At 36.9% G+C, this 11717-nt stretch carries 13 protein-coding genes and 2 pseudogenes; 5 read left to right on the forward strand and 10 right to left on the reverse strand.

The features are described from left to right. Positions 1-145 precede the first annotated feature (145 nt). Complete coding sequence (locus tag G5W_RS0116605) at positions 146-742, forward strand: TetR/AcrR family transcriptional regulator (RefSeq protein WP_010098392.1); 597 nt, start codon at positions 146-148, stop codon at positions 740-742. Positions 743-778: 36 nt separating this feature from the next. Here G5W_RS0116605 and G5W_RS22970 read toward each other — a convergent pair whose 3' ends face one another. The 5 genes from G5W_RS22970 to G5W_RS0116630 all read right to left on the reverse strand — a co-directional run bounded on the left by G5W_RS22970 (position 779) and on the right by G5W_RS0116630 (position 3526). Beyond that, positions 779-1591 (reverse strand): DUF4097 family beta strand repeat-containing protein, encoded by an 813-nt coding sequence (locus G5W_RS22970; RefSeq protein WP_010098393.1) that lies wholly within the window; start codon positions 1589-1591, stop codon positions 779-781. Next, on the reverse strand, positions 1584-2144 hold the full coding sequence (locus G5W_RS0116615) for an HAAS signaling domain-containing protein (RefSeq protein WP_010098394.1): 561 nt from the start codon (positions 2142-2144) through the stop codon (positions 1584-1586). The genes G5W_RS22970 and G5W_RS0116615 overlap by 8 nt, the downstream gene beginning before the upstream one ends. After that, positions 2137-2460: a PadR family transcriptional regulator gene (locus tag G5W_RS0116620; protein ID WP_010098395.1), complete on the reverse strand. Its 324-nt coding sequence runs from the start codon at positions 2458-2460 to the stop codon at positions 2137-2139. The genes G5W_RS0116615 and G5W_RS0116620 overlap by 8 nt, the downstream gene beginning before the upstream one ends. Before the next feature lie 216 nt (positions 2461-2676). Then, positions 2677-3189: a DUF2812 domain-containing protein gene (locus G5W_RS0116625; protein WP_010098396.1), complete on the reverse strand. Its 513-nt coding sequence runs from the start codon at positions 3187-3189 to the stop codon at positions 2677-2679. Position 3190: 1 nt separating this feature from the next. Further along, positions 3191-3526 carry a PadR family transcriptional regulator gene (locus tag G5W_RS0116630; RefSeq protein WP_010098397.1) on the reverse strand — a complete coding sequence of 112 codons (336 nt, stop codon included), beginning with the start codon at positions 3524-3526 and terminating at the stop codon, positions 3191-3193. A 235-nt stretch (positions 3527-3761) separates the two neighbouring features. On the opposite strand from G5W_RS0116630, the gene G5W_RS0116635 reads away from it, so the two are divergent. Genes G5W_RS0116635 through G5W_RS0116645 form a run of 3 tightly spaced genes read left to right on the forward strand, consistent with a single transcriptional unit; the run spans position 3762 to position 6188 of the window. Further along, positions 3762-4517, forward strand: a complete 756-nt coding sequence (locus G5W_RS0116635; protein WP_010098399.1) for a GTP cyclohydrolase II — start codon at positions 3762-3764, stop codon at positions 4515-4517. Beyond that, the gene (ribD, locus tag G5W_RS0116640) at positions 4510-5598 is read left to right on the forward strand and encodes a bifunctional diaminohydroxyphosphoribosylaminopyrimidine deaminase/5-amino-6-(5-phosphoribosylamino)uracil reductase RibD (protein ID WP_010098401.1); all 1089 of its coding nucleotides are present in this window, start codon (positions 4510-4512) and stop codon (positions 5596-5598) included. The genes G5W_RS0116635 and ribD overlap by 8 nt, the downstream gene beginning before the upstream one ends. 26 nt (positions 5599-5624) lie before the next feature. Beyond that, positions 5625-6188 (forward strand): 5' nucleotidase, NT5C type, encoded by a 564-nt coding sequence (locus G5W_RS0116645; RefSeq protein ID WP_010098402.1) that lies wholly within the window; start codon positions 5625-5627, stop codon positions 6186-6188. A 49-nt stretch (positions 6189-6237) separates the two neighbouring features. Here the strand turns inward: G5W_RS0116645 and G5W_RS0116650 are convergent, their stop codons facing one another. Beyond that, on the reverse strand, positions 6238-6696 hold the full coding sequence (locus tag G5W_RS0116650; protein WP_010098403.1) for a MarR family winged helix-turn-helix transcriptional regulator: 459 nt from the start codon (positions 6694-6696) through the stop codon (positions 6238-6240). Between the two features lie 195 nt (positions 6697-6891). Between G5W_RS0116650 and G5W_RS0116655 the strand changes: the two genes are divergently transcribed. Beyond that, complete coding sequence (locus G5W_RS0116655; RefSeq protein WP_010098404.1) at positions 6892-8364, forward strand: UDP-N-acetylmuramoyl-L-alanyl-D-glutamate--2,6-diaminopimelate ligase; 1473 nt, start codon at positions 6892-6894, stop codon at positions 8362-8364. Between the two features lie 20 nt (positions 8365-8384). Here the strand turns inward: G5W_RS0116655 and G5W_RS22465 are convergent. From G5W_RS22465 to G5W_RS24390, 4 genes and pseudogenes are all read right to left on the reverse strand, one after another. Next, positions 8385-10501 (reverse strand): annotated as a pseudogene (locus G5W_RS22465) (heavy metal translocating P-type ATPase). Beyond that, complete coding sequence (locus G5W_RS0116665) at positions 10488-10877, reverse strand: ArsR/SmtB family transcription factor (RefSeq protein ID WP_010098405.1); 390 nt, start codon at positions 10875-10877, stop codon at positions 10488-10490. Before G5W_RS0116665 ends, G5W_RS22465 begins: the two are co-directional and overlap by 14 nt. A 156-nt stretch (positions 10878-11033) precedes the next feature. Continuing rightward, positions 11034-11408 (reverse strand): VOC family protein, encoded by a 375-nt coding sequence (locus G5W_RS0116670; protein ID WP_010098406.1) that lies wholly within the window; start codon positions 11406-11408, stop codon positions 11034-11036. A 67-nt stretch (positions 11409-11475) separates the two neighbouring features. After that, a pseudogene (locus tag G5W_RS24390) lies at positions 11476-11717 on the reverse strand (SAM-dependent methyltransferase); the annotation flags it as partial.

Raw genomic sequence — 11717 nt, forward strand, 5'->3', positions numbered from 1 at the left:
TTAGTAATACCGCGATTAGTTTTGAAATATTTTATCACTATAAGTTCATAATATAAAAAACCATTTTAGAACGCAACCGTTTTTTGAACTATTTTCATTGTTAAATTTCATAAGTTTTATTAAACTAAGAATGAGGTGAACCATTTTGGATGGATTTAAACGAAGAAGTGAATTAAAAAAGACCAGTATACTACAAGCCGCACTCAATCTTTTTATGAAATATGGGATAAAAAAAGTTTCTGTTGCCGAAATTGCAAAGGAAGCAGATGTATCTCAAGTAACAATCTATAATTACTTTGGGAGTAAAGATAAATTAGTGGATGAAGTAATCATATTTTATATGGAGGATGTTTGGCGTGAATATGAACGAATTATTAACAGCGATATTGATTTCACCGAAAAAATAACACAATTTATCTTTAATAAAAAGACATCAGCTAGTTCCATTCATGAGGAAGTCTATAATTACATCATGCAGGAATTTACCTCTGGGGAAAACAGTTATATAGAGGATTTTTATACCAATAAAGCTCTTCCTGAAATGATTAAACTATTTAATCAAGCGAAAGAAAAGGGGCAAATAGACCGGAATATCTCGAATGAAGCAATATTAGTTTATATTCAAATGTTCCGTGAGTATTTACAAAAGAAAGAGGTCTATGAACATATCCTGCCACTAACAGAGGACCTCACAATGCTTTTCTTTTATGGAATTATCGGGGGAAGAGTAGAGAAAAAATAAAAGGGTAGAGATACACAAGCATCTCTACCCTTTTATCTAATTAGAAAATGTTACACCACCATTAACTGTCTCCACTTTTATATGATGCTTTCCATCGCCATAGGTCTTCACTCTTGCATTATCACCAAAAATGTTAACCTTGCCATTTACTACACTTACTTCAATGGTTGCATTGGTAGGTTCTTTGCTGGATTGGATAGTTATCTTTCCATTTACTGATTCTAAATCAATCGAGCGTTCGAGGTTATCTGTAACAAGTAGTGTACTACCATTCGTAACCTCACTCGAAATATTTCCATCTACATGATGTAGTTCGATACCACCATTTTCCGATGAAACCTCGGTTTCCACTGTAGTCAGTTCCTCCAGCTCTATTTTCCCATTAATTGTTTCGATATCCGCGTAAGCAACTTCTATTTGCTTTACATCAATTCTTCCATTCACTCCATCGATATTTAATTCCTCGTATTGCTTCTGTGGTAGATACAGCTTCAGGACCGGACCCGTAAAGTCAAAACTTGTGTCGAAGTATAGGAATCGAATCCTCTTTTCCTTTAGCTCGATGGAGAGTGTATCTCCCGCTTCTTCTAATTTTAGTTTATATTTATCATACTCTGAAGCAGGTGCGGTAAATTCTAGCTTGATATTTTTTTCATCGGTTGGCAGAACTTCTATTTTAGCGTTCTCTGTTTCTATTTCAATTTGTGTCAAATTAGCATTTTCGATTATCTCTGTATCCGTAAGATCCTCCGCCGATACATCTGACGTACGGTAAGTGGTAATGCTTCCTATTGCACCAACAATTAAAAGGCAACTTGCAACTAGAATTAATAATTTTTGTTTAGGCATGCTTCAATCCCCCCTTAACCATCTTCACATTAAACTGTAGGTAACGAACAAATCCTTTTATAATCCAGCGCGTCACATAATACATTCCAATAATCATAAATATTCCAACACCCGCTAAACCAATAGTGAAGAATAATTGATATAACTCAAATAATTCCGGATAGATAGCAACATTTAATAAATAAAATATAGGGTTTAATACTAACGAAACACCTAAAGCCCAGCCGGAAATCACAAATGCTACTAAAGCAACGAATGGTGCTAAAACGATTAGTAAATTAAAAAATCCAAGTCCGATAACAGCCCAAACTGCCCGAAAAATATTTCCTGTCGTTGCCGTTTCTTCAACTTTCTCAATGCGATAGGCAGCAACCATTTCCTTACCTATTTGCTGTGGAGCTCCAAGACTTTCTGCAATTTCCTCTTCATTCTTTCCTTCTCCCAAACCTATTTCAAAATGCTCTCTAAAATCCTGTAGAATATCTTCACGTTCTGCAGAAGGAAGTCGTTTCAACGCGTTATCTAATTTAGCCAAAAACTGTTCCTTATTCATCCCGAACACCTTCCTTTATTAATTGATTTACACCACTGGTGAACCTTTCCCAGTCGTCTAATAGATCCTGAAGGTATTTTCTACCTTCCTCCGTGAGTGCATAGTACTTTCTTGACGGACCCTCGGAAGATTCTTTTAAATAAGTTGTAAAATAGCCTTCTTTGGTTAACCTTCTTAATAATGGATATACAGATCCTTCTGATATTTGAATTTGGTCCGAAATCTTTTGAACTAACTCGTATCCATATCGATCTTGTTTATCTAACAGAACGAGTACACAAAGTTCCAGTACACCTTTTTTAAATTGAACGTTCAAATTTTCCACCTCTACTCAACTACTGTTTATTGTATAGTACCTGTCAATAATTATCTCCTGTAGCTATAATTTAACACACACTACTGTTCATTGCAAGGTACTATTTAAAAAATAAATACTAAAAAAGAGAACCTGGTATTCCCCAAGCTCTCACACTAATTATATTATCTGGTTATTCAATTTTGTAAATGCAAACAACAACCTGATATTCGACTGTTATTTTCTCCTATAGAAATCAATTCGCTTGTTAATCGCATAAAACAAATATAGGTATAGTACTATAAATACAATGTCCATTCCTGCAACAATATATTGAATTAAATAGCCTTTCCATGAAACAACAAGTCCCAGCTGCGAAACAAGGAATAATCCAAAGATTAATAAATAAAAAGAAATCATACGCTTAAAGGAGTCCTGTATTGATTCATTATCCGTATACAGTTTTTGTACACTTGCCTCAGAGGAATCTGCCCTAAAGTAATGAAAGATGCTCATGGAGTTTGTTACATATTCCCATCCTGCATCCTCATACAATTGGAAATAATCCCTTTTCGCTTCCTGTCTAAAGTCTATTTGATACACATAGGATTTAGTTGGGTCCTCTTCAAAAACATAAGTAAAGTATTCATATTTTACTAGATGTAGTCCTTTACGAGACATCTCCGTTATCCATTGTTCCTCTTTATCAATATTCGGAGCAATAAATAATCTAAACTTTCTTACTGTCATGTTAATCCTCCTTGATCTCCTTTATAATCTCTTTTGAATTCTCCACTAATGACTTTAACCTGTTATATTCCAGACGCACCACCAGCTTACCCAAGTCAGTTAATTCATAATATTTTCTTCGCTCATCATCTTGTACGATAGCTTTCTCAATGACCCCTTGTTTCTCTAATTTACCTAATGCACCATATAAAGTGCCTGGTCCTAACGTAACTTCTCCCTTACTTACCATTTCAACATCCTGCATAATAGCATAGCCATGTCTTACTTCACGTAAGGATAACAAGATATAATAGGTTGCTTGGGACAAGGGTAAGAACAATTCCGCTTCCTTTGCCATCCTAATTCACCGCCTTTTATATCACTAGTCGATGTATCAACTAACGATATATCGTATGTCGATATAGTAACATGGATTCATTGCTAAATCAACACAATTTTGTCCAGTACAATCCAAATTCATTCTCTCGGCATATTTTAGTAGCAAATGTTTATTTATCTTCCATTCCGAGAAAGATAAATTGAAGCCGCACTCATTTTTCATTATACTAGTGGCAGTGAAAGGGGTATGTACAATGGAACAAACAAAACTAGAATCGAAAGTACTATCCGTATTAAAGGATAAAATAAAATCTATTAAAACAAACGAGGGAGCCCTATACCTAGTTGGTCCTATTCGACTTCCTGTTAATCTATATGGAGAAACAGTAGAATTCAAATGGTATTGCTGGTTAAACAGCAAAGAAGTGATGGAAGATGATCAACAAATTATCGATAGTCTTTCTTCCCAAAATTTAGCGGAGTATCAGCAATCAAGTGTTCTAGTATATGGAGATTTCGAAAATGATGATGATGCACTTATCCGTATGCATTCTATTTGTCATACAGGTGATATTTTTGGAAGCAAGCGCTGTGATTGTGGATTCCAATTAAAAGAATCCATGCACAAAATAAAAGAGCACGGAACAGGAGCTATATTCTATCTAGCAAACCATGAAGGAAGAGGTATTGGCTTATTCTCTAAAGCGATGGCATACATTTTACAGGAAAATGACTATGATACCGTTGAAGCAAATGAAGCGCTTGGATTTGTTAATGATTCCCGTAATTATGATGATGCAATTCTTGTTCTGAAGCAACTACGCTCTAAACCAGTAACATTAATCACTAATAATCCGCTAAAACTTGAGGCGATGAAAAAAGCAGGGCTTACGGTAACAGGACGTGTTCCATTGTGGGGCGATGTTTCTGAGTATAATGAACGTTATTTGAAAACAAAGGTTGAAAAGTCTGGCCATATGCAGGAGGAAAGGAACTGTTCCAATGACTAACCATGAATTTTATATGGATATAGCCTTACAGAATGCAAGAGCGATGAAGGGTCAAACAGCCCCAAATCCTCTTGTTGGCTCGGTTATTGTGAATGATAACCGTATCGTTGGGATTGGGACTCATTTAAAAGCAGGAGAACCTCATGCGGAAATCCACGCTCTTAGAATGGCTGGTGACAAGGCGAAAGGTGGGACAATCTATGTAACACTTGAGCCATGTTCCCATCACGGGAGAACTGGTCCTTGTGCTGAGGCAATAGTTCAAGCAGGCATCAAGAAAGTAGTTATAGCAACACTAGATCCGAATCCTATCGTTGCAGGTAATGGCGTAAAAATATTAGAGAATGCTGGTATAGAAGTGATAACCGGTATTCGTGGGCAAGAGTCCATTCAAATGAATGAGGTTTTCAATAAATTCATCGTGGAGAAAAAACCGTTTGTTACGTTAAAAGCAGGTGTAACCTTAGACGGTAAAGTCGCTACGCATGCCCGCAGTAGTAAATGGATAACATCAGAAGAATCTAGAAATGATGTCCATCAACTACGTAGTGAAAATATGGCTATCTTAGTTGGCATAAACACTGTCTTAGATGATAATCCATCTCTCACAGCTAGAATACCAAATGGCCGAAATCCGCTTCGCGTCATCATGGATACTTCACTCAAAGTGCCGATGGAATCAAATGTGATTACCGATAAACAAGCAGAAACTTGGATATTCACAAGTAAGAATCATAATGAACGTAAGAAACAGCAACTTGATAAAATGGGAATAAGAGTCTTCGTAACTTCTAGTGAAGATAAAGTGGATCCGAATGAGGTCGTAAATATTCTAGGTGAACACCTCGTTTCATCGCTATTTATAGAAGGTGGAGGTAATATCCATGCTTCGTTCTTAGAGAATAAATTAGTGGATAAGGTTGTCCTCTACTTTGCACCTAAGCTTATCGGTGGACAAAACGCTCCTACCTTTTTAGAAGGGAACGGGATTGCCAATATGGCAGACGCTGTTGAATTAGACAACACCGAGATTAAGAAGATAGGCAAGGATTTTAAATTCACGGGATATCCCGTTTATTAAAAAGGTATAATTGAGGGATCACGAACATGAGATTTGGCTTTGATATTGACGACACATTAATTAACTTAAGAGAACATGCGTTTAACCTATATAAGCGTAAGCTAAATAAGGATATTCCACTGGAGACCTTTCATGCTTTAACTAGAGTCGAGATTCACGAACCGTTTGATCTAACCGATGAAGAAGGTCGTGAAATGTGGAAGAACTCTCTTGAAGAAATCTATTATACAGATTGCCCACCATATAATGAGGCTGTAGAGGTTCTAAATAAGCTAGTGGCCGGTGGTCATGAGGTTTACTATATTACAGCCAGACCAAAAGAACACGGGGAACGTACAAAAGCTTGGATGAAAGAACAAGGTTTTCCAATACATAACCATAGATTTTTTTATGGCATGGAAGATCATGAAAAAATAGATATTATCAAGGATCTTAACCTAGATTTTTATGTAGATGATAAACCAGCTATATTAGATACCTTATCAAAGGAAAACATCCGCTTATATCTAAAAGACCAGTCGTATAACCGCACTTCAACATATAATCGGATTTTAGATTGGTCAGAGTTTATGGATATCATTCATAACTAATAAGCGAAGAGCCCCACCTAAACGAATGGTGGGGTTCTTCTTACCTTCTTTAAATTACTGTCTCTGCATAAAGACCAAGTCTTTTTAGTTGGTCAATAGCCATTTTCTTTTCCTCAGTTGACAGACCACCCATAATCCCGCTAATAGCCTTTGCATGCTGGGGAAAAATTTCATCCATCAATTCTTTTCCGGCTTCTGTAATCACTGCATGGGTCACCCTTCTGTCTGTTGGACATGCCTTTCTAACGAGATAATCCTTCTTCTCTAGCTTGTCAACGACGTATGTAATACTGCTACTAGCAAGTAACACTTTCTGTCCAATTCGTTGTATCGGCTGATCCCCTTTGTGATATAACAATTCCAACACACCAAACTCTGTCAAATTCAGTCCGTAGCTTTTAATATTCTGAACAACCTGTTTTTCTATTGCCTGAATTGCCCTCGTTAATACGACAAATAGCTTAAGAGAAAGCTGTTCATCTTCACTAAAATGGCTCATTTTAACCATTGATATCAATCCTTTTGCTTATTGAAATTAAGTTGAATTTAGTATAACGTAAACTATTATGATTTTCTATCATATTTCCGAATTACTTAGATTATTTTTCCATTCATTAATAGTGCTATATGCTACATTCTAAGAATAAGAATTAATGATTCGAGGTCTGTAACTGAAGCTAAACAAAGAGGAGTCCACACATCTATGAAAATTAGTGACCTGCTGCATGAGCTTAACTTAGATACTTCTTTATATAATGAATTAAAAGACATCGATGTAACAGGCATTGCAGATAATTCTAAAGACGTAAAGAACGGTTACATATTTGTCGCAAACGAAGGGTATCAATTAGATGGTCATGATTATATTCCAAACGCAATACAAAATGGTGCTATTCTAGTCATCGGGGAAAAAAACATACCAAATCAAGAAACGCCTTATATTCAGGTAGAAAATAGCAGGAAGGTATTAGGTGTACTTTCGAAGAGATTCTACCATAACCCATCTAAAGACAAGTTCATGATTGGCATTACTGGAACGAACGGAAAAACCACTACAAGCTATTTAATCAAACATATTCTCGAAAAGCACGGTAAAACATGCAGTATTATCGGCACCATTCAAAATACAATTAACGGACAAAACATTCCTAGCTTTAATACGACACCTAGTGCATTAACGATCAACAAACTTATTTCTGAAAGCAATGATGAGGTTGTCATCATGGAGGTTTCATCCCATGGCTTAACACAACACCGTATGGAAGGTATTGAATTGGATATCGGTATTTTTACAAATCTTTACCATGAGCACCTTGATTATCATCGTACAATGGAAGAATACTTTCAGGCTAAACTGCTTTTATTTAATCATTTGAAAGATAACGGTTGTGTCATCACGAATACAAATAATGAATGGGGAGAGAAATTAGTTCTCATTCTTAAAGAACGAGGAATCCCTATCTATTCCATTGGAGAATTGGAGAATTCTGATATACAACTACTTGACTTTTTATTAGACGAATCGTTAATAGTAGTAAAAGAAGCTGACAAAACGTTGCAACTTACTAGTTCAATGCCTGGTATTCATAATATGTATAATACTGCTATGGCCTACCTAACCGCTAGAAAAACAGGTGTTCCTAGTGAAGCAATCATAACAGCATTACCTTCTTTCCAAGGAGTAAATGGACGTTTCGAAACGTATAAACAGGATAATATGCCAACCGTTATTGTAGACTATGCCCATACACCGGACGCTATCTTTCATTGTATAGCATCTGCAAAGTCCTACGGGGCAAAACGAATCATTCATGTTTTTGGTTTTCGTGGCAATCGAGACCAGACAAAACGGCCGCAAATGTTAGAAATAACCTCCACATACAGCTCTAACTATATATTAACTTTTGATGACCTAAATAATGTTCCTGAAGAGAAAATGCACAAGACATTGGAAGAACTACAACATAAGTTTGGGAATCATAAAGGAAGCATTATTCCAGATCGGACTTTGGCCATTCAGCACGCTATCGAAATAGCTGGTGAATCGGATTGGGTTGTTATCACTGGTAAAGGCCATGAGGAATATCAGCATTCGTTTTCCTTAGAAACTACTTCTGATAAAGAAACCGTACAATATATTATGAATCAGTTAAGTGCACAAAAGATACCTAATTAAAATAGGAAGTGCTAGAAAGGTTAACCCTTCAGCACTTCCTTCTTAATTAACCGCATGGAATTTAATACAACAATTAATGTCGCTCCCATATCCGCAAAAATCGCAATCCATAAAGTTAACCAACCAGGTATCACGAGTAGTAGTGCGACCACCTTTAATGCTAAAGCAAATATTATATTTTGTTTTATAATGGTTAATGTTTTTCTACTCAGTGAAATGGTATACGGTAGCTTTTCCAGGTCATCTGCCATTAATACGATATCCGCGGTTTCTAGTGCCGCATCTGTTCCTGCACCACCCATTGCAATACCAACATTTGCAGTAGCTAGTGCCGGGGCATCATTCACCCCATCTCCAACCATTGCTACGTTACCAATCTGGTCTTTTAGTTTTTTATTTCTATTAATTTGTCCTCTGGTAGAAGCTCCGCTTTTGTTGAAGTTAGACCAAGGCTCGAGCCAATAGCCTTCCCCGTTAGCTCATTATCACCAGTAAGCATAACAGTGTGCTTAATTCCTAGCTGATGAAGCTTTTGAATTAACATAGCACTAGTTTTACGTACTTGATCAGCTACCGCAATAAGAGCCTCAATAGAGGATTGGGTGCCCAATAGCATTACAGTTTTCCCTTCAGCTTGCAGCTGTGCTATTTTTTCCTTTATTTCAGTAGAATTCGGAATCAAATTTTCAAATAGTGTTGGACTACCAATGTAATATTCTTCCTCTCGGACAGTAGCCTTTACGCCTTTACCAGTAATCGAGGTAAAGTGTTCCGCTTCATAAGGAACAGCTTGAAGTCGAATAGCTTCCCGTTTAATCGCTGAAGCTAATGGGTGCTGGGAGAATTCCTCAATCGCACGAGCGATACCCAATACTTCCTTCACTTCTCTATCTGTTAATAGGATTACATCTGTAACCTCAGGCTTCCCCTTCGTTAACGTACCTGTCTTATCAAATGCAATTGCACGGAGATGGCCAGTTTCTTCTAAGTGTATACCACCTTTAATCAAGACACCGTTTCTTGCCGCATTTCCAATTGCCGTAACAATTGCAACTGGGGTAGAAACAACCAGTGCACAAGGACATCCTACTACTAGCACGGCTAACCCACTATATACCCATTCTGACCATGAAGCCCCCAAAAATACAGGCGGGATGACAGCAATCAATAAGGCTATGCTCATGATTGCGGGTGTATAGTATTTCGCAAATTTATCTACAAATTGCTGAGATGGAGCACGCTCTGCCTGCGCTTCTTCCACAAGATGAATAATTTTAGCAATTGTTGTATCCTCGACCCGTTTGGTCACACGTACTTCAAGAGATCCTTGCTCATTCATTGTTCCTGCATACACCTCATCACCAGTTGTTTTATGAACTGGTATGGACTCTCCTGTAATAGCAGCTTGGTTGATGGTTGATTGACCTTTCACGACTTCCCCATCCATAGCAATCTTTTGACCTGGTTTTATAATCATAATATCGTTAATTTGGACATCTTCTACATCAATATCTAAAATGGAGCTACCACGGCGAATAGTCGCTTTCTTAGGTGCAATACCCATTAATGATTTGATAGATTGCCTAGCCTTATCCATGGAATAGCTTTCCAAAGCTTCACTTAGGGCAAATAAGAAGACTACCACCGCTCCTTCAGCCCATTCCCCAATGATTGCTGCTCCAATAATGGCAATTGTCATTAACGTTTTCATATCAAACTGAAGCTTCGTGAGATTCTGTATGCCAATTTTAAACAGATTGTATCCACCTATAACAATCCCTGCTATAAAAGAACCTATTGCTATCGGTGCTGTCTCTCCCTTTAAAATAAGAAACACATATCCAAGAACAGTGAAAAACAACGAAATGCCAGTCGTTATATTTTCACGTTTTCTCCAAAATGATTGTTTTACTTCCGGCTCTCTAGTTCGTTCCGGTAATACCTTAATTCCATCAAATGCCCCTGCCTCTTCTAGCTGTTCAACTGTAGCAGTTCCTTGAACCGTTAACTTAGCTGCACCAAAATTTAATTGGACATCCTCGACCGTATCAATTTCGCGAATATTTTTTTCGAATTTTGCAGCACAATTCGTACAGGAAAGCCCTTGAAGTCGATACACTTGTTTACTTTCTTCCAACCTGTACACCTTCCTTCGAGTGTTCGATTGCAATCGAAACTAACTGATGCACATGCTCATCCTGTAACGAGTAGAATACTAATTTTCCTTCCTTGCGGTATTTTGCAAGGCCCATATTGCGTAGTAACCGTAGGTGATGGGATGCTGTTGCAGTTGTAGAACCAATGATATTGGCAACATCACAGACACATAGTTCATCCTCTAGTGTTAGTGCATAGGTGATTTTTAATCTCGTAGCATCTGACAATGCCTTAAAGATAAGCTCTACACCTACAATTTCCTCAACTTCTGGCTTTATTCTTTCAACCTTTTCCTCATCAAAGCAAAAGGATTCACAAACATCATTAGCTTTTCTTCTAACCGCTGTATCGCTCATATTATCGCCTCATTCAAATAGTCATTTGATTATAATAATATGCAGGTGTGAATTTTTTGTCAATTATAATGTTCAAATAAGTATTTGAATGATTAGGGCTTACTATCATTTAAAAAGCCTAATCCAAATAGGATTAGGCTTTTTGACTTAAATATATTACCCTGTGCAAATCATGATAATATGTTGATCCGGATCTTTAACCGTGAAGAAGGATAAATCATCAAATCTAATAATCTCATCGGCTATTTCATAATTTAATTCTTTCAAATAGTCATAGGCTGCATCAATATCTTCGGTGTGAAAGTTAAATAATGGGTATTCCAATGCCTTGATGTTTTTCTCTGTGCCTAATGGTCCAGCATCAAGGGTAATGCCTACTTCTTGGTTAACTTGAAGATTGTAAACTGGTCTAGATACAGTGGCTAAATCAAAATCCTGTCCTAATAAGTCACAATACCAGGCTACAGACTGCTCCAAATTACTTACGTGAATGAAAATAGTATTAACTTTGTTTTGAATTGGGCTTTTCATATTATCACTCCTACTAAAGGTTCTTATTTCATACCCTTTGTATTCGTCAAATATCTACAAAACCCTTCTAATGTAACCGATAAACTAAAAACCTCTCATTCTGGTTCTTTTTATACAATCCCGGTATCACAACTTCTTGAACTAATTTAAACGCAGTATTTTTTTCCAAGTGAAAGATATAGTCTTCTGACGGATAATACAAAATGATATCGATTTCTCTTGGAGCCGCTTCATAGGAGAGAATTATCCGATTGATGACATGCTGAAAAATATGGACAGAAAATGGATTAAAGAAGTAAAAGCGATTAT

This window comes from Ornithinibacillus scapharcae TW25 (assembly GCF_000190475.1).
Taxonomy (GTDB): domain Bacteria; phylum Bacillota; class Bacilli; order Bacillales; family Amphibacillaceae; genus Ornithinibacillus; species Ornithinibacillus scapharcae.

Bases quoted from the DNA above. Each gene is read 5' to 3' on its own strand.
- G5W_RS22970 (WP_010098393.1), bottom strand. From the start codon at position 1,591: ATGCCTAAACAAAAATTATTAATTCTAGTTGCAAGTTGCCTTTTAATT.
- G5W_RS0116615 (WP_010098394.1), bottom strand. From the start codon at position 2,144: ATGAATAAGGAACAGTTTTTGGCTAAATTAGATAACGCGTTGAAACGA.
- G5W_RS0116625 (WP_010098396.1), bottom strand. From the start codon at position 3,189: ATGACAGTAAGAAAGTTTAGATTATTTATTGCTCCGAATATTGATAAA.
- G5W_RS0116630 (WP_010098397.1), bottom strand. From the start codon at position 3,526: ATGGCAAAGGAAGCGGAATTGTTCTTACCCTTGTCCCAAGCAACCTAT.
- G5W_RS0116635 (WP_010098399.1), top strand. From the start codon at position 3,762: ATGGAACAAACAAAACTAGAATCGAAAGTACTATCCGTATTAAAGGAT.
- ribD (WP_010098401.1), top strand. From the start codon at position 4,510: ATGACTAACCATGAATTTTATATGGATATAGCCTTACAGAATGCAAGA.
- G5W_RS0116645 (WP_010098402.1), top strand. From the start codon at position 5,625: ATGAGATTTGGCTTTGATATTGACGACACATTAATTAACTTAAGAGAA.
- G5W_RS0116650 (WP_010098403.1), bottom strand. From the start codon at position 6,696: ATGGTTAAAATGAGCCATTTTAGTGAAGATGAACAGCTTTCTCTTAAG.
- G5W_RS0116655 (WP_010098404.1), top strand. From the start codon at position 6,892: ATGAAAATTAGTGACCTGCTGCATGAGCTTAACTTAGATACTTCTTTA.
- G5W_RS0116665 (WP_010098405.1), bottom strand. From the start codon at position 10,877: ATGAGCGATACAGCGGTTAGAAGAAAAGCTAATGATGTTTGTGAATCC.
- G5W_RS0116670 (WP_010098406.1), bottom strand. From the start codon at position 11,408: ATGAAAAGCCCAATTCAAAACAAAGTTAATACTATTTTCATTCACGTA.